This window comes from Kistimonas asteriae, from assembly GCF_018263925.1.
In the GTDB taxonomy this organism is placed as follows: Bacteria; Pseudomonadota; Gammaproteobacteria; order Pseudomonadales; family Endozoicomonadaceae; genus Kistimonas; species Kistimonas asteriae.
This window is the reverse complement of sequence record NZ_JAEVHF010000014.1, coordinates 20,341-37,386: the sequence shown is the minus strand read 5'-3', so window position 1 is coordinate 37,386 and position 17,046 is coordinate 20,341. Positions and strand designations below refer to the sequence as shown.

Sequence of the window (17,046 nt, the reverse complement as noted above, 5' to 3'; positions counted from 1 at the left end):
CATCTATGTGGGTATAGAGAAAGTTACTTACCCTTTGGTATATAACGCTGACAACAATTGTTTTCCTTAAGTGCGCTCAGTATAAAAACCTCTATTCGAGCCCATCAAGTTTTATTGTGTCAGCGTTGTTTCCAGTTGTTATCAGACTTTAGCGTGCTCCAGTTTGCTGCTGAAGAACTGATTGATCGCGACAGCGGACAGAATGACGGTCAACGCGATCCAGGTTGTACCCGGCAATATCTCGTTATTAATGGTTGCACCCAGCAGTACGCCAAACAACGGGACCAGGTAGTTGCTGAAGGAGGCGAAGACCGGCCCGGCCCGCTGAATCAGTACCATGTACAGGAAGTAAACGACACCTGCACACATCAGTCCCAGGTAAACCACTGCAGTCAGGCTGTCAGCGCTGGGTGACAGGGTGGTAGGTGGCACCATGATGCTGGCAATGACCAATAGTTGTGATGAGGCGGCCAACAGTACGTTTCGCGCCACCATCAGGGGATGGCTGCCTTCAATACGCTTGAGCATCAGCAATGCAATCGCGAAACTGCCGGAGGCGCCGATGATGGCCAGTGCACCGACCAATGACCCATTACTGCTACCTGCCATCAGCTGCGGGTAAAACAGCAGTAACAGGCCGGCAAATCCAACAATTACACTGGTGATACCGGTCACCGTTATACGGGCGCCGGCAACCAGCAGCGGCGCCAGTAAAATGGTAAAGAACGGGATGGTACCCATCAGGATGGCAGCGACAGCCGTATCCATGTATTGCTGTCCCCAGGCCACGAGCACAAAGGGCAGGGTTGCTTCCAGGAAGCCCACCAGGTGATACATTTTCCAGTTGTTTTTTTCGCTTTTGATATTGAGCAGGCGGCAGACCAGCAGCAGGGTCACGCAGCCGACCAGCGCCCGGCCAGCACCAACCCAGACCGCAGGCAGGTCAGCCACAGCCATCTGTTGGAACAGGAACTGTGAGCCCCAGATCATGCCAATACCAAGCAAAAACAGCAGATTCTTAAACATAACTTTTATCCAGATGCATTCTGCGCGCGATGATAGTGCGCCCATAGAAATGAATAAAATGAATACTCAGCATTGTGATATGCTTGATTTCGATAGCTGTGTTTGCCCGAGATGTTTCCGTCATGACTTCCCTGTTTCATCGCTTTGACCTCAACCTGCTGCGGATTTTTGACCTGCTGATGCGTGAGCGCAGTGTCAGCCGGGTCGCGCGGCAGCTGCACCTGTCGCAGTCAACTATCAGTCATTCACTGGCCAGGCTCCGGGAAGGACTGGGGGATCCGTTATTTGTCTCAACCCGCAGTGGCATGTTGCCGACGCCACGGGCCCAGGCCATGGCGCAGCAGATCCGCGATTCCATGCAGCTGCTGGAGCAGAGCCTGGAGCGGGAACCTGATTTCGATCCTGAAACCAGTCAGCGGGTATTCCGGATCGCCGCGGGCAGTTACTTTGAACTGATCATCCTGCCGGCTCTGCTGATTCGGCTGGCTGCGGTGGCGCCCGGTGTTCGGTTGGATGTGTCAGAAATGTCGGCGAGTGATTATGAGCACGAACTGGAGCGGCAGCATGTGGACCTGGTTATCGGTTTTGAGCAGCCGGTGCATTTGTCGGATAAATTGTCCAGTTGTCCCTTTCTGACGGAGCAGTTGGAAATCCTGTCTGCCAGCCCACTGGTGAATGCGGAGGATGAACTGCCCCTGGATACGCTCCAGGAAAGGGCATTTATTTACCCATCCCCCTGGGGGCACAGTCAGGTCATCATGGACGACTGGTGTCGGCAGCGAGGTATTGAGCGTAATGTTGGTATTCGCGTACCGGGGTTTATCGCCGTGCCTCCGCTGTTGCAGACCGGCGACTGGCTGGTTGCCTTGCCGACCGCCGTTGCACGCTATTTTGCCCAATACTATGGTTTTCATGTTCATACTTTACCGGACAATCCTCCCTGGTTTCGCCATATGCTTGCCTGGCATCCCGTGCAGGCTGGCGACAAGGGGTTGGAGTGGCTGCGGGCGCAGTTGCTGCAGGTAGCGGATGGTCTGGCACTGGCGGTGAGTTGATGTGATGGTTATTGGTTTCGAATTTGTCGAAGGTTTTATCAGATATTGTGTGATTTTAAATAGAAAAAAACGATAGATAATAGGCAGTGTGAGATTCAAGACGACCCAATGAACCGTTCAGGGAGCTATTACAACGATGAAACTGCTGCAGATTAATGCCGGGATTTTTGGTCAGGATTCCCAGTCCACTCAGCTGGCTGATCACTTTGTCAGTGAATGGCAGGCCCGTCACCCAGAGGGCGACGTGGTGACTCGGGATTTTTCGGTGGAGCCTGTGCCCCATCTGGATGGTTTCCGCTTCGGTGCGTTTCTGGCAGCGCCTGAGCAGCGGACGCCGGAACAGGATGTTGTTGTGGCTTACTCGGATCAGTTGATTGAAGAAGTCCGCCAGGCTGACACGTTGGTTATTGGGTTGCCGATGTATAACTTCAGCGTGCCGTCGACCCTGAAAGCCTGGTTTGATCACATTGCACGGGCTGGCGTGACTTTCAAATATACTGAAACGGGTCCGGTTGGCCTGTTGGACAGCGCGACGAAAGTCAGGGTTGTCGCCGCTCGTGGGGGCTTGTATCAGGGAACGCCAAAGGATACCCAGACAGACTATGTGCGTTTGTTCCTCGGTTTTCTTGGGCTCACGGATGTGCAGTTCGTTTATGCGGAAGGTTTAAGCATGGGCGGTGATAGTAAGGATGAAGCCTTGCAGAATGCCAGAGGACAAATCGCTGCGATGATTTAAATCGATAACCCGTCATTGCCTACTCCAATGTGTTGACAGCAATGCTGTTGATCACTTTTAACGCAGATTGCCCCGGTCTGCGTTTTTTTATTGTAACCTTCATGAGTATTCGTTACTGATCATCATTCAGTGTTAGATCAATTCATGAGCACGGTAGAGGCATATGACCCAGTAAAGTGGACAGCTTTTACCAAGCGTGATGGGGTTGGCGAGGGCGTTATTGATGAGTTTCATAACGAGTGGCATTTAGAGCCAAGACATAAAACAACGATCATGAGTGGCCTTCCGGCGGCGATAGAAGGTAGCACTGTAAAACGAGTAGAACGAGTAGAACGGCCTCAGTATAAATCACTTATTCATATATCCTGTTATTCAAGTGTTCTCGGATTCACTAAAAGTTAATACTTGAATATATGTAAATGCTAACTTCAAACAGAAAAATAAAAACGCTACCGAACAGGATCTTTGAGACGGCACTTCAAAAGTGTAGATACCCTTATTCATCCGCCATTATTATCACGGATGCTTTCCGTGAAATCCTGTATAATGCACCAGAATTCACTTGCAAAGCACCCTGAACATCATGTCAAAGTTTTTTTACAAAGGTAGTCGCGTCAATATGCAGGACAACCGCGGCACGGGTTACACCTCCAAAAAAGTGGTTCGCGTAGGCACAGAGACCAGTCCGGCCAAAGTCTTGGTCCAGACCGAAGCGCGTGAGGAAGAGCTGCTGGCGCTCGCCAAAGCGCACAATATCGTGGTTGATATCGTTGTCTCTGAAGAAGAGCCAGAAGATACCTGCCAGCTGGACGCCTTGATTAACACGGCAACAACTCAGGTCAACGAGAAGCTTCCCTCGCGTAACGATCCGTGCCTATGCGACAGCGGGAAGAAGTATAAGAAGTGCTGCGGCGCCTGAGTCTGAACAGGGTACGCTGAAACAGGAGGCAGTTCTCTCTTACTTCAGATCTGCTGATTGAAGTAGTTCGTCAGGCTGGCTCCCTGGCTATTGGAATGCCAAGGTATGACTTCAGTGCGCTTCGATCCTGAAAGCCTTGTTTGACCCTGTCGCCCGTGCCGGTGTCACCTTAATAAGTGCACTGAAGTCGGGCGATTGGGTTGCTGGACGGTGCCACGAAAATCAGGATTGTGGCTGCCCGTGGCGGTATGTTCCAGGGCGCACAGAAAAATAACCAGACAAAATGTGTGTATGTGTCTCGGTTTTCTGGGGCTGACGGAAGGATAATTAATCTATGCAGAAGGCTTAAGTATGGGAGGCCATACTGAGGATAGCGTTTTGCCGAATTCGAAAAGTTAAATTGTCCCTATGCAGTAAAGCGCTATCATTCTATACCCTCTACTCCATCAGGTTGTAAACAGCGTTATTGGCGCAGACTTCCCCTGTCTGTTTTTTATTGGATAATTAAACTGTTGTTATTATCCACTCACTATCATTAGCGAGAATTCACTTTTTATTCGCACTGCAATAAATATTGCTAACAATAGTGTTCGTGTATGGCGCAACAGGAATAATTTATTAAATCGTTGTGAACTTAATTTGACCGGCGGAAGTCATATCAAGGTGATTAATTGTGTCATTTTTCAGGTCAAGTGGATTGACCTGTAATAAATTATGTCAGTTTTTACATTTGGATTTGATAGTCAGAGTGTATTGATTTGTGCAATTAAATAAACGGGAGTAGTTAGTGGTATGAGTTTTCCAGAGAATCGGGGTGGCTATAGTGGAGATCAAAGGCAAGTCCGTCCGCATCATCTAATGACAGCAAGCTCGCGGGGAAGGGGAGGTCAGCTTTCTTCTGGCAGTAATATACATCCGCAAATGGGCCCTTATCGCTATTCTGTACATCCCTATTCAGATCAGTCTCCATATTATCCTCCACTTTGGGCGGCTCAGGGATCAATGGCGCCGCGGATGCCTATGATGCATAGACAAGCTGCGTCAGTCAGTTCCATGCCTATTCCTCCTGGTATTTCCCAGGAGATGCCAGTCCATAGTTCAGGAAGGGCAGGACCGACTCTTCCGTCTATGCAGCAAACCCATGCAGGGCAATCAGAGCCTCTTCATCGCTTTTGGCAATCCAGTGATCAGGCTTTAGCTACGCCGCAGTCTATGTCAGCACATTACAGCGATCCGTCTTATGTGCGGTCAAGTGGTGGGACTGGGGCTTATGAACCGGCGGCTATGCATTCGCATCAACCCCGTCAGCGTTCAGAGCCGTCAAGGGTTCAGGCTTCACGCGGTAGGCAAAAGCCTTACGCTCAAAAAGGTCGCTTACCAAAAAGCGATCCATATCCAGCAAAGCAGGCAGCTATGCCTTCTGGATTATCAGGTAGCTTGCAGCCATATCAAGGTTATGGAAATCCGTTCGGGGGCTTGACTACTGTCAGTGCGGCAATGCTTCAATCGACAAGTGCTCACTATAGATTTCCTCATCAGTCAGCTTTTGTAGGGCAGTCTCATGGCAGAAACACCGCAGTGGCTTCTGCTACTGTGACATCATCAGCGAGTCAGCCCCTCGTAGCGAGCAGTGAAAGTCAGGGCGCGGTGTTTTCACCTCCAGAGCCAGAGATAAAAAAGGCCAAGATAGCAACTTTAGACACAGGCGTATCAGTGACAAAGCCTGTAGAAACCGACCTATCGATAGTTGGCACTGCTTCGCTTACGGCTGCATCGCGTGGAAAGGTGATAAACGAGACATGTGATACTCTTGATGGCATAAGAAACCTCATGTTTGAATCACTTCAGAGACTTTATAATATTCCCAAAAAAGACGCCGAAAATGTTTTTTTTGAGCGGGTGCTGAAAAAGCAAGCATCACAGGTTAGCCAATCAGGTAATATTTCTGGAATACCTGTAGCCACAACCAGTGATCAAGAAGCGGGAGACCCCTCGTCTGGCTCGACATCGTGGATTGAGAGAAGCTCTCAACTCGGATTGAGCCGGTGGGAAGGTGCCCCGTGCTTTGAAGGTGAAGCTGATACCGCTCCAACGACTCTGAGAAGCCTGGATGTCGGTATTTATACTGCTAGAGATGAAAGTAGCACGGCTTTAAAAGTGCCTGCGCAACAAGAATTTCAGAGGTCATTGTCTTATCCGGGAGCTGAAAGTACCCTCGGAAAGAAACGGAGAAGGCGCATGGAATTGGAAGAGGAAAAAAAGAGGTTGGAATCTGAGGCGAGTAATACTTCAATGTCATTGCACATTCAAAATGTGTCAAGAGAATCTGAATTACCACTCATACAGCCATCCCAAAACTTGCCCAGCCTCGGTCTTAGTCAACCGTTTTCCGTGCTTTCTTTAGAGGAAGAGAAGCGCGGACTGATACAGGCTGAATTAAGCACTGTTGAAGATAAATCAGCAACAGCGAAAAAGGGTAAGGGCAAGTCTAAAAAAGGAAAGGGTAAAAAGAGTGCAAAAAAACAAAGCCTTGAATCTTTAATGCCGGAGGGAGAAAAAGAGCGGCTGTCGGTTCCGGCTATAGTAATACGTCGTCCATCTGCAGAAGAAAAATATGTTGATGATACTGTAGCCAGTGAGAAAGAGAGTCGTTCCTCTGGACAGCATGGCCAGGCAAGTTTTTCAGTAGCAGGGGGTTCTGAAGAGAGCCCAATGCTGAGAGGTATCCTGGAAAAGCGTACGGAGCCAGCAACGTATACTGAGAAAGATCGATTATTGAAAGGTCTTTTGGGCGAATCTGGGGAGGGACAATCCTCATCGATTCTAGCTACACTGCAAGCTGATTCTGATTCGTTCCTCAAGGAACAGTCTGGCGCGGCTTTATCCCATCAAGCGCCTCAACACCTTTCTCGGGCAGGCATGAGGGGTAGGGCTGAGCATTCTGACTCTTCAGTTGGAAACTTGGATATATTGGCCCGGGCGTGTGAAACAATCTATGAGCCTGATGTTTCTTCAGTAAGTAGTTCTGGTAGCGAAAAACTGCAAATTGATGAGAGCAAATAAATTGTAAGATGCCTGATACTTTCGATATATCGTACATAAAGAATGATAGGAATTGAGATAAGAGGCGTAATCAATGGTTCGATTAGCCTCTTGTCTTTTATTTGTAAGTGGGCTTACTACATCACCCGCATTCCAGGCTCAGCACCATCATGGGGTTCCAGAATCCACAGGTCAGCGCCACCGGGGCCGGCAGCCAGCACCATCCCTTCGCTCATGCCAAACTTCATTTTGCGTGGCTTCAGGTTGGCTACCATGACGGTGTGTTTGCCAACCAGGGCTTCGGGGCTGTAGGCCGCCTTGATGCCGGCAAAGACATTGCGGGTTTCACCACCGATATCCAGAGTGAGCTGGATCAGCTTGTCAGCACCTTCCACGTGTTCCGCATTGACGATTTTGGCAATGCGCAGATCCACCTTGGCAAAATCACCGAATTCGATCTGCTCGGCGATGGGTTCTTCTTTCAGCCATTTGCCGGTGGTGTCTTCAACAGTGTCCTCTGCTGGCATATCGGTCTTGGCGTCGGCCATTTTTAAAGCCTCCTTACTGGCGTCAATCATCCCGTTGACCCGGTCGCTTTCCACGCGGGTCATCAACGGCTTGAATTTGTTGATCTTATGGTTCAGTAGTAGGGTCTGGCTATCATCCCAGCTCAGTTCACCGCACTGCAGGAAGGCTTCAGCATTTTCAGTCATTGCCGGGAGCACAGGCTTGAGGTAGATCAGCAGCAGGCGGAACAGGTTGATGCCGGCGGTGCAAATGTCGTGCAGTTCCTGATCCTTGCCTTCTTCCTTGGCGATCACCCAGGGTTTGACCTCATCTATCCAGGCATTGGCTTGGTCAGCCAGCGCCATAACTTCCCGCATGGCCTTGCCGAATTCCCGGTTTTCATAGTGCTCGGCGATGGTTTCGCTGGCAGCCATGAATGCTTTGGTCAATGCCGGGGCGGCGTCGTTGGCGGACAGCATGCCGTCAAACCGCTTGTGGATGAAGCCGGCGTTACGGCTGGCAATGTTGACCACCTTGCCGACCAGGTCACTGTTTACCCGCTGGATAAAGTCTTCCAGATTCAGGTCCAGGTCATCAATCCGGCTGGAGAGCTTGGCAGCGTAGTAGTAACGCAGGTATTCCGGGTTCAGGTGGTCCAGATATGTCCGCGCTGTGATGAAGGTGCCGCGGGATTTGGACATCTTCTCGCCATTGACGGTCAGGTAGCCGTGCACGCTGACCTTGGTCGGGGTGCGGTAGTTGGCGCCGGACAGCATGGCGGGCCAGAACAGGCAGTGGAAGTTAACGATATCCTTGCCGATGAAGTGGTGCACTTCACAATCGCTGTCGGCTTTCCAGTATTCGTCGAAATTGAGATCGTCACGGCGGTTGCACAGGTTCTGGAAGCTGGCCATGTAGCCGATGGGAGCATCCAGCCAGACGTAGAAGTATTTACCGGGTGCGTCAGGAATCTCAAAACCGAAGTAGGGGGCGTCACGGGAGATGTCCCAGTCCTGCAGGCCGGCGTCCAGCCACTCGGCCAGCTTGTTGGCGATCTCGGGCTGGATGGTGCCGCTGCGGGTCCAGTCTTTCAGGAAACCCTGGAAGTCAGTCAGCTTGAAGAAAAAGTGCTCGGATTCCTTGTCGATCGGCTTGGCGCCGGAAATCGTGGAAAAAGCGTTTTTCAGTTCGGCCGGTGTGTAGGTGGCACCGCATTTCTCGCAGTTGTCGCCGTACTGGTCCGGTGTGCCGCACTTGGGGCACTCGCCCTTGATGTAGCGATCCGCCAGGAACATCTTTTTTTCCGGGTCATAGGCCTGGACGATGTTGCGGGTGGCGATATGGCCCTTGTCACGCAGTGCCTTGTAGATGGACTCGGACAGTACCCGGTTCTCCTCGGAATGGGTGCTGTAGTAGTTGTCGAATGCAATGTGGAACTCGCCAAAATCCCGGATACGTTCCTTGTTGATCAGTGCAACGGACTCTTCCGGTGTCATGCCCTGCTTTTCGGCATGCAGGCTGATCGCGGTGCCGTGGGCGTCATCGGCGCAGACGTAGGTGCAGGTATGGCCACGCTGCTTCTGGAACCGGGCCCAGATATCGGTCTGAATGTATTCCACCAGATGACCCATGTGCAGTGGACCGTTAGCATACGGGAGGGCACTGGTGACGAGGATTTTGCGTTTTTTGCATTGATCAGACATGGGGAATCAGACTTGCTCCGGTCTACAGGGGGCGCATAAGGCGCAAAGCCGCCATTATATGCCGCTGTCAGCAGACACGGAAACTGTTGTTAGCCGTAAGACCCGTTTCCGTGTGATATCAAAAAGCACTTTAAATGTTTATGGAGGACGTCGATTGCATTATTGCTGTAACGGTTATTATCAAAACGTGAAGTATGACTTCGAGCTTTATGCGACAGATTTGGTGGTATCTCTGCCAAACATATCAGTCGGTCACTTTCAATCTCCTGATATAACCGGCTAATATGCATGGTTGTCCTCATCGATCCTGAGGTGTTGGCCTAGGTTCATTCTGGAGCCAATAGGTACTTTTGGCACTCACACGCTGATTGTTGATCCACCTCTGTAGTCCACCAACGGCCAGTCCATAGTGCTCCTTCCTTGTAACATCGCAGCGCGCAGCTGGATTGAGCCTCATGGCTATTCCATACCGGATCATTATGCAGGGTAGTGATAATCTGTAACTCTCGTTTAACCTTGGTTCTGCTCCACAGTAAGAGCTCTACATACGGCTGGACTGATGATTCGTTTCCCCAGTCCGTCAGCATTGGCCACAAGGGGCCAAGGCTCATCCTGCCATCGACAACCGAGAACTCTGCCGATACATGCGCAATGTTTTCATTTTCATAAAATTCTTTGGGAATCCAAATGCTTTTTGTGGTTGTTGCGTAGCGGGCTGTGCCTTGACCCTCAAATCTCAGTTCTGCATCAGCCATAGGATGAATGTAACCAATAAATCCGCCTTCCCTTATTATCGGAGGTGATGATAAAACCCGGTTACCTTCGGTATCATAGGCGTGAAGGGAATGGACAATCATCTCCACAGGGCCGTAGTCCCATAAACCGTAGTAACCATATTTACCCGCGGCAAAGTAGTAGCGGTTTCCAGAGCTATCAACGCTGATTTTCACATCAGTTGCTGAGTTTTGAATCTTCGGGGGGGAGCCATTCGCACCGGTAGAGATTAGAGTGCAAATTAACAGGGATTGTTTAATCCATTGTTTGAAAGAATTCATTGTACTGATCCCCCTTTGTTGTTTATTGAATCAAAAGCTGTAACAGAACGTTTCTTCTGCACAGCATGTGGTTAAGTGTTATCAGGCGTTGTTCCTGAATATTTTTTGACAATCGTTACCGCTAGATAGTTCTAAAGAAGGTAGGGTTAAAATGCTATGACTGATCACTTGAAGCGTGCGAGCTTGACTGTAGGCATGGAATGTTAATGTTGCTTACCATAGCAGGAGTTTCAAATGTTCACGCACTGCTGATGAATCACCCCAGTTGCCGGTCATGGGAAGCCAGGGACCAATACTCATCCGGCCGTCGACCACTGAAAAATCCACGGCAATATGTTGGATCTCCCTGTTGAGGTAAAAGGCGGCGGGTATTTGAAAAAGATCCGTGCTGGCATGGCGGGCCTTTCCGACACCCTTGAAGGAGAATTGAGCGTCTGGTGAAGGAACACCCTCTGTGGATGCCTGCGCAGGCGCATAATCGATGACGTTACCCTCGGTGTCATACCCCAGAATGCCATGGATCTTCAGCTGGGTTGGGCCGCCATCCCAAAGAAAACGGTAGTTGTATTCCCCGGTCGTGAACCGATAGTAATTCGAGCCGTCATGCTCCAGTTTTATCATGACATTATCTGCGGATGTGACCTTCGAGGGAGGAAGGGCATAGACGAGTGCCGGCATTATCAGTGCTAGCAGCATGACTGAGAGCAGGGAGTGAAATATGTATCGTTCTGTTGTCATTCTCCATGTCCTATCGGTCTGATGATAATTGTCTGCGTTGGCCACTTCGGATGATGGCCAATGTGTCACTGATAGGACATTAGACCGGCAGGCCAGGGAGAAGTTTCCTACAGAATGGACGATTTTTAGCCGTCTGTCCCAGGGATGTAATTGTAACGCGCAGTAGCGACAGCCGTTTCACCGGGGCTGTGGCAGGTATCGACAGTGTCGGGAAAATACTATGGCGCCGGTCTAACCCACCGAAGTAGAATGAACGTTTATAGTTAAAGTAACAGTCAAGACGGCCGGAGTGCTGTCAGGGGTTATGGTTTACTGATGTCAAAAGGCTATAAGGCGCCGGGTCGCAGGGCCTACGAGCAGGACAAGCCGCTGTTCCAGATCATGGATGAAGGCGGTGATGACTCGCCGACGCATCCGGTGTTTGCCGAGAACCGCGAAGTGAGAGAGGGTGCACGCGTGCAACCCTTGCCGGAAGACTTTGAGCCGGACTCAAGGTATATTCAGTTTTTGCAGTTACACCACGGCATTCCGCCGGAGTTCACCCTCGCCCAGTTGCCGGATTTCAAGCTGTACTGGCTGGAGACGGGGGAAGGCCGCAAGGCCTGGCAGAACCGTTTCAAGAATCATGTCATTTATCAGTGGAGGCGTCAGCAGAGTGAAGGAGGCCGGGAAAGTCATCGATCAACAGCTGAAAAGCTCACTGACACGAGCTGGTCAGACGCGTACCGAATCGACCTCGACGAAGACTGAGTCCTCAGTCCGTCCCGGTCGCGAGCACGAGTACGCCATCAATACCCTGTTCACCCTGCTGGAAGATGCGTTTCCGCTGAAATTCCGGCGTGCGTTTCCCTCGGCGGAAGACCAGGCGCGGGCCAAGAGTGTCTGGTTGCAATCGCTCAAGGAGTTCAGTCCCCGCCGGATCCTGCGGGCCGCCAAGAAAGCCATTGATAACACCCGTTTCTTCCCGGATCTCGCGGATATCCGGGAGCTGTGCAAGCTGCGGTTTGATGAATATGGGTTGAAGGAGCCACTGCAGGCGTATTACGAAGCCTGCAATGCGTCATCCCAGAGCCGGGATTATGGTTGGTCACATCTGGCAGTATATCTCGCTGCTCGGGAGACCGGGTGGTTTATGATTCGTGGCGAACCCCAGCAAACCGCTTTACCTGTCTTTGAGCGGAACTACGAGATTCTCTGCAACCGGGTGCTGGATGGCGAAGACCTGGAAGCAGACATTACCCGTGCACTGGAAAATACCCAGACCCGGTCGAGTACCGACTGCGCCGAAGAGGCTGCCCGGAAACAGCAGCAGGCACTGATGAAAGAACAGGGGATCGACCCGAAAGGCGGTCGCGCGGCCTTTTTGTCCATCAAGGACAAATTATCCCGGGGCTAATCCGCAGGGTTGTTGTGCTGGACCGGTGAGCGGCCAGCGCATGAGTGAATCACTGACTGGAATAGGTATGTCGGAAGTCATTAACAGAACAATGATTGAGCAGGTACTGAGACAGTACCACGACCCTTATCTGGGGATGGATCTGGTTGCTGCCGGGTGTGTTCGCGATATCGCTATAGAGGGTGGGCAGGTCCGTGTGGACCTTTTCATGGGCTATCCCTGTGGCGGTCTTGCGGCGGGTATTACCCGGATTCTTCAGGATTACCTGGAAGACCTGTCCGGCGTGACGTCGGCAGAGGTCACCCTGGCCTGGCATGTAGAATCCATGCCGACCCAGGGTAACCTGCCGGCAATGTCAGGCATTCGCAATATTATTGCGGTCGCTTCTGGTAAGGGTGGCGTAGGCAAGTCGACGACGACAGCCAACCTGGCGCTGGCGCTCGCGGCCGAAGGCGCCCGTGTGGGCGTGCTGGATGCGGATATTTATGGCCCCAGCCAGGGGCTGATGTTTGGTATCGCCGAGGGTGTTCGGCCGGACGTCATCACCGAAGGCGAACAGCAGTTCTTCCTTCCCATTGAAGCCCATGGCGTCCAGGTGATGTCCATGGCGTTCCTGGTGACGGAAAACACACCGATGGTCTGGCGCGGCCCGATGGTCAGCGGTGCCCTGCAACAGCTGTTGACCCAGACCCGCTGGGATAACCTAGATTACCTGATTGTCGACATGCCGCCGGGTACCGGGGATATCCAGCTGACCCTGGCGCAGCGGGTACCGGTGGCGGGCAGTGTGATTGTCACTACCCCACAGGATCTGGCGTTACTGGATGCCCGTAAAGGCATCGAGATGTTCCGCAAGGTCGATGTGCCGGTACTGGGCGTTGTGGAAAACATGGCCACCCATACCTGCACTAACTGCGGCCATACGGAACACCTGTTTGGCGAAGGCGGCGGAACCGTATTGGCTGATGAATATGATACTGAGCTGCTGGCCTCCTTGCCGCTGACCCTCCGTATTCGTGAACAGGCCGACGGAGGCAATCCTTCCGTGATAGCCGAGCCGGATGGCGAGATCGCCATGACCTACCGCGAGTTGGCCCGCCGAATGGCGGCCAGGCTTTCTGTCAGAAATCGTCAGGCGCCGGCGGCGCCGACCATCAGCATCAGTGATGACTAAGGAATTGTGAACCATGCGGCTATGTGATCGTGACATAGAAGCCTGTCTGAAAAGCGGCCGGATCGTGATTGAGCCGCGGCCGACACCGGATCAGATTTCCGGTATCAGCGTGGATCTGACCCTGGGCAACAGCTTCCGGGTCTTCAATGACCATGCGGCGCCTTACGTGGACCTGAGTTGTTCACGGGAGCAGATTGACCAGACACTGAACTCCATCATGAGTAAGGAGATAGTGCTGGGGGAGAAGGAAGCCTTCTTTCTGCATCCCGGAGAGCTGGCGCTTGCGGTGACCCGTGAATCCGTGGGCTTGCCGGATGACCTGGTGGGCTGGTTGGATGGTCGTTCTTCCCTGGCGAGACTGGGCCTGATGGTTCATGTGACCGCGCACCGGATTGATCCGGGCTGGAGTGGCCAGATCGTGCTGGAGTTTGTGAATGGTGGCAAGTTGCCAATTGCCCTGCGCCCCGGGATGACCATTGGTGCGATCAATTTTGAAACCATGACCGGCGCGGCGGAAAAACCCTATAACAAGCGCAAGAACGCCAAATACCGCGATCAGCACAGTGCTATCGCGAGTCGAATTGGTGAAGACTCTTCCGTTTGATCAAATAAACCCAATCAGGCTGCCCGGGTGGTGTCAGCCTGTTCCTCCATGGCTGGTGGCGAAATGGCATAGGCTTGCCCTTTGTGTTTTTCCTTGTAGCAAACCCATAAAAAATAAACGAGTGCAGACACAGTCAGCAACGTCAGGATGATGCCTGATGAGAGGTGATCGACGACTGTTGGTTCCTCGGTTTTATAGAGATCGTTATATTTGTGCTGAAACATATCCCCTAATCCCGTACCTAATGTGCCGGTATAACTTAATACGTAGAACAGAGGCCTGAAGTGTGATGACAAGGTTCTAATAAGCGCAGACTTCTCATTAATGTGCTTAATTGCCTTGAATACTTTTTTACAGGGAGAGTGAAAAAAACGATGTTTAATATTACCCTGATTTTCACGCTGGACAATGAATTCACCGCAATCATGAATGCCAAATAATATGCCGGTGAACAGCATGATAAACATCCAGTTAAAAGCCCAACCGTGCTCTTGCCATTGTAGGCTAATACTTCTGACAGGATGGGTACTGCAGCAAAATTATACCCCATGGGGGTAAATAATTTTTCTAAATCCCTGTAATTGTCACTGTCAGTATGTGATGTGATTGAATGCGATTGTCTGCGTCGTGTTGTCATGGGAATGTTTGGTCTTGGGATGTCAATGTCATCACTGATGTTGTCGTCGCTCTGGATTATGAAGTTTGTTGTTCTGGGTCGGACAGGGTGCAAGTCTATATTTTCGTCCCGCTGGCTGAATGACTCGTCAGCTGTATGCCAGGAGATATTGTCAGATGCGTCGCAGGATGAATGACTGGAATGGGTTGAGGGCTCTTGCGTGTCTTTTATGAGCTTAACTGTGCGATAGTCCCAGGTAACACACAAATCAGTCTGTGCGCTGTTGTCTTCCTGTGTGTTCTCGGGTTGGTTTAGAGCATGATGTATGAACCATGGTATTGGTTTCCAAAAGCGTTAAAAGCTATTGGACATTTAGAATGTGATATTTTCTTCATCGATTAAAATGAAAGCGGTCTATAGAATTGACAAAATCTGATATAAGCAGAAAAAAAGAGCACATATCTGGTTTCCTTTCCGTTTTATCCGTCAATTTGACGCTTATGCGCTGCAATACCATACTCTTTGAGCGGTCAAACCAGTCTGCTTCCGGGTGCTGGCCTGTCTGTTGATATGGGTCAATAATGGCTTTCTCGGAAGTGTAATACTGAGCCTACAAGCAGCGAAGAATAAGATCAATCGCAAGTGGAGCGTGCCTTTACGCAGTCAGTAGCAGGCCGGCACTTTTTGTTCGCAAGCTGCGAATCCCTGGACTACAGGAGGCTAACGATGCTTTCGCTTGATTCTCTTGGTACGGATACAGCCGGCACAACCGATAGTGACTGGCGGCAATTGACCGCCGCTGATGTAATGACCCGTGATGTCCGTACTGTCCCGCTTGACTGGTCTGTTGACCGTCTCTCACGCTTTCTCACCGATAACGCAATCTCTGGTGCACCGGTGGTGGATGAGGCCGGTCGCCTGACCGGGGTGGTGACACTGACGGATATTGTTCGTCAGACCGGTTCCGGTCTGCTGGATCTCGCCCAGCGGGATGACAGCTTTTACCAGGGGCTATTGGATCGTGAACTTTCCGATGAAGAACAGCGGGCTTTCCACGAGGCTGTCGACGATGGTGTCCTGATCTCGGATATAATGACACCTGTCGTGTATAGCGTGGCTCCCGAAACGCCGATGACCGAAATGGTGGATGCCATGGTGCGGGGGCATATTCATCGGGTTCTGGTGACTCAGAACCGTCAGGTGATCGGTATTGTCACGGTACTGGATCTGTTGCGAATCATTACCCGGAACTAAAGTCCCTCCCAGGGATGATCTGGATCAAGGTCATCCCTGATAGTGTCCCTTTCAGCACAATACCTCACAAAACTTAACCTAACTCAATAATTCTGCCTCAGCAGGTCGCTATGATGCGGTCAGTGATCAGGGCGCCAGGCGCATGACCATGGCGTTTCCTGCAGAAAAACTGATCTTAGGCTGCCTGATCCGGGCAATGATAACCCAACACTCGAAACAGAAAGGGTTAGTGCATCTGTCCGGTATTGCTATGGGATTAAGGTGTTACGGATGCTGGAAAATTTCGGGTCTTATCTAAAGCGAAGACGTAGGGACAACGGACTGACACAGGACCGGCTGGCGCTGGCGCTTTCGTGTCATTCTAACACCCTGGGGGGCATTGACTCAGTGACTATCAGTCGCTGGGAGCGGGGAACCACGGAACCTACGCTGGAACGGCAACGCCATGTCATCCACTTTTTCCAGGATGATGCGGACCAGGTGCTGCCATTCCGTTCTGCGCGCCCCAACCTGTTGAGTCCCGAGCAATCGGTGGGATACCTGATCAGGCATTATCTCAATTCTCCCAAACTGGGCAGCAAGGTGGGGACCTTCCCGGAGAAGGAAAACCGCAAATATGAAATTCGCCACTTATCCGGCAGTGATGTGGATGATCCGTTCATTGAATTGATCCTGGATTATGATCATTCCATTTTCGAGGCGGGACTTCCGGTCAGTCATGAGTTGTTGCATGGCTGGATCGGGCATAGCAATGTGCTGAGCGTTGTCAGTACCAAGTTCAACCACTATTTCGGCCACCTGATTGCATTGCCACTGGCGGAAGATATCTATTGGCGACTGATCCATGGCGAAATGGAAGAGGCGGAGATTCGCAACAGCGATATCGTACCGCCGGAAGAACCCCATGGGTTGTATATCTATTCTCTGTACGGTGCCAGTAAGATTGCGGCAGCCTTGCTGTTGATCGAGATGGCGCATTATGCCGGAAAATACCTGGAGTCGATTCGCCATATTGGCGGGCTTTGTGCCACCAGTGATGGTGCACGTCTGGCGCGGTCTTTTCATTTGCAGCCTGGCCATGTGGGGCCGGAAGTCGCCCATGGCCCGGTGCGTTACCAGGGACGGGAGGTGCAGTACCTGACCTATACAGCGCCGTTAGCGGCTATTCTGAAGGATGCCGGTTTACGAAGGATCTTACCGTTGCATTAGGTAGCATGGAAT

15 protein-coding genes are annotated in these 17,046 nt (G+C 51.4%); 10 read left to right on the top strand and 5 right to left on the bottom strand.

The annotated features are described in order from the left end of the window. Positions 1-141: 141 nt before the first annotated feature. Positions 142-1,026: a DMT family transporter gene (locus tag KHS78_RS15675; protein WP_211829416.1), complete on the bottom strand. Its 885-nt coding sequence runs from the start codon at positions 1,024-1,026 to the stop codon at positions 142-144. 122 nt (positions 1,027-1,148) lie between these two features. Between KHS78_RS15675 and KHS78_RS15670 the strand changes: the two genes are divergently transcribed. From KHS78_RS15670 to KHS78_RS15655, 4 genes are all read left to right on the top strand, one after another. Then, positions 1,149-2,081 carry a LysR family transcriptional regulator gene (locus KHS78_RS15670; RefSeq protein WP_211829415.1) on the top strand — a complete coding sequence of 311 codons (933 nt, stop codon included), beginning with the start codon at positions 1,149-1,151 and terminating at the stop codon, positions 2,079-2,081. Between the two features lie 136 nt (positions 2,082-2,217). Next, positions 2,218-2,817: an FMN-dependent NADH-azoreductase gene (locus KHS78_RS15665; RefSeq protein ID WP_211829414.1), complete on the top strand. Its 600-nt coding sequence runs from the start codon at positions 2,218-2,220 to the stop codon at positions 2,815-2,817. Between the two features lie 562 nt (positions 2,818-3,379). Next, positions 3,380-3,736 carry a PBPRA1643 family SWIM/SEC-C metal-binding motif protein gene (locus tag KHS78_RS15660; RefSeq protein WP_211829413.1) on the top strand — a complete coding sequence of 119 codons (357 nt, stop codon included), beginning with the start codon at positions 3,380-3,382 and terminating at the stop codon, positions 3,734-3,736. Positions 3,737-4,759: 1,023 nt separating this feature from the next. Further along, positions 4,760-6,799 (top strand): hypothetical protein, encoded by a 2,040-nt coding sequence (locus KHS78_RS15655; RefSeq protein ID WP_211829412.1) that lies wholly within the window; start codon positions 4,760-4,762, stop codon positions 6,797-6,799. 116 nt (positions 6,800-6,915) lie between these two features. Here KHS78_RS15655 and metG read toward each other — a convergent pair whose 3' ends face one another. From metG to KHS78_RS15640, 3 genes are all read right to left on the bottom strand, one after another. Beyond that, a complete protein-coding gene (gene metG, locus KHS78_RS15650; RefSeq protein ID WP_211829411.1) occupies positions 6,916-8,988 on the bottom strand; it encodes a methionine--tRNA ligase in 2,073 nt (690 codons plus the stop codon). A gap of 326 nt (positions 8,989-9,314) precedes the next feature. Next, entirely contained in the window at positions 9,315-10,043 is a 729-nt protein-coding gene (locus tag KHS78_RS15645; RefSeq protein ID WP_211829410.1) for a mannan-binding lectin, read from the bottom strand. A gap of 213 nt (positions 10,044-10,256) precedes the next feature. Then, positions 10,257-10,781: a hypothetical protein gene (locus KHS78_RS15640; RefSeq protein WP_211829409.1), complete on the bottom strand. Its 525-nt coding sequence runs from the start codon at positions 10,779-10,781 to the stop codon at positions 10,257-10,259. 315 nt (positions 10,782-11,096) lie between these two features. Between KHS78_RS15640 and KHS78_RS15635 the strand changes: the two genes are divergently transcribed. From KHS78_RS15635 to dcd, 4 genes are all read left to right on the top strand, one after another. Further along, entirely contained in the window at positions 11,097-11,531 is a 435-nt protein-coding gene (locus KHS78_RS15635; RefSeq protein ID WP_211829408.1) for a DnaT-like ssDNA-binding domain-containing protein, read from the top strand. Beyond that, positions 11,437-12,177 carry a replication protein P gene (locus KHS78_RS15630; protein WP_211829407.1) on the top strand — a complete coding sequence of 247 codons (741 nt, stop codon included), beginning with the start codon at positions 11,437-11,439 and terminating at the stop codon, positions 12,175-12,177. Before KHS78_RS15635 ends, KHS78_RS15630 begins: the two co-directional genes overlap by 95 nt. Positions 12,178-12,244: 67 nt before the next feature. Next, complete coding sequence (apbC, locus tag KHS78_RS15625; RefSeq protein WP_211829406.1) at positions 12,245-13,351, top strand: iron-sulfur cluster carrier protein ApbC; 1,107 nt, start codon at positions 12,245-12,247, stop codon at positions 13,349-13,351. Positions 13,352-13,364: 13 nt separating this feature from the next. Beyond that, the gene (gene dcd / locus KHS78_RS15620) at positions 13,365-13,955 is read left to right on the top strand and encodes a dCTP deaminase (protein ID WP_211829405.1); all 591 of its coding nucleotides are present in this window, start codon (positions 13,365-13,367) and stop codon (positions 13,953-13,955) included. Positions 13,956-13,969: 14 nt separating this feature from the next. On the opposite strand, the gene KHS78_RS15615 is transcribed toward dcd, so the two are convergent. Beyond that, positions 13,970-14,413, bottom strand: a complete 444-nt coding sequence (locus KHS78_RS15615) for a hypothetical protein (protein ID WP_211829404.1) — start codon at positions 14,411-14,413, stop codon at positions 13,970-13,972. A gap of 884 nt (positions 14,414-15,297) precedes the next feature. On the opposite strand from KHS78_RS15615, the gene KHS78_RS15610 reads away from it, so the two are divergent. Further along, on the top strand, positions 15,298-15,825 hold the full coding sequence (locus KHS78_RS15610; RefSeq protein ID WP_211829403.1) for a CBS domain-containing protein: 528 nt from the start codon (positions 15,298-15,300) through the stop codon (positions 15,823-15,825). A 270-nt stretch (positions 15,826-16,095) separates the two neighbouring features. Beyond that, the gene (locus tag KHS78_RS15605; RefSeq protein WP_211829402.1) at positions 16,096-17,034 is read left to right on the top strand and encodes a helix-turn-helix domain-containing protein; all 939 of its coding nucleotides are present in this window, start codon (positions 16,096-16,098) and stop codon (positions 17,032-17,034) included. The last annotated feature ends 12 nt before the right edge of the window (positions 17,035-17,046 follow it).

Bases quoted from the DNA above. Each gene is read 5' to 3' on its own strand.
- KHS78_RS15675 (WP_211829416.1), bottom strand. From the start codon at position 1,026: ATGTTTAAGAATCTGCTGTTTTTGCTTGGTATTGGCATGATCTGGGGC.
- KHS78_RS15670 (WP_211829415.1), top strand. From the start codon at position 1,149: ATGACTTCCCTGTTTCATCGCTTTGACCTCAACCTGCTGCGGATTTTT.
- KHS78_RS15665 (WP_211829414.1), top strand. From the start codon at position 2,218: ATGAAACTGCTGCAGATTAATGCCGGGATTTTTGGTCAGGATTCCCAG.
- KHS78_RS15655 (WP_211829412.1), top strand. From the start codon at position 4,760: ATGCATAGACAAGCTGCGTCAGTCAGTTCCATGCCTATTCCTCCTGGT.
- metG (WP_211829411.1), bottom strand. From the start codon at position 8,988: ATGTCTGATCAATGCAAAAAACGCAAAATCCTCGTCACCAGTGCCCTC.
- KHS78_RS15645 (WP_211829410.1), bottom strand. From the start codon at position 10,043: ATGAATTCTTTCAAACAATGGATTAAACAATCCCTGTTAATTTGCACT.
- KHS78_RS15640 (WP_211829409.1), bottom strand. From the start codon at position 10,781: ATGACAACAGAACGATACATATTTCACTCCCTGCTCTCAGTCATGCTG.
- KHS78_RS15635 (WP_211829408.1), top strand. From the start codon at position 11,097: ATGTCAAAAGGCTATAAGGCGCCGGGTCGCAGGGCCTACGAGCAGGAC.
- apbC (WP_211829406.1), top strand. From the start codon at position 12,245: ATGTCGGAAGTCATTAACAGAACAATGATTGAGCAGGTACTGAGACAG.
- dcd (WP_211829405.1), top strand. From the start codon at position 13,365: ATGCGGCTATGTGATCGTGACATAGAAGCCTGTCTGAAAAGCGGCCGG.
- KHS78_RS15615 (WP_211829404.1), bottom strand. From the start codon at position 14,413: ATGCTGTTCACCGGCATATTATTTGGCATTCATGATTGCGGTGAATTC.
- KHS78_RS15610 (WP_211829403.1), top strand. From the start codon at position 15,298: ATGCTTTCGCTTGATTCTCTTGGTACGGATACAGCCGGCACAACCGAT.
- KHS78_RS15605 (WP_211829402.1), top strand. From the start codon at position 16,096: ATGCTGGAAAATTTCGGGTCTTATCTAAAGCGAAGACGTAGGGACAAC.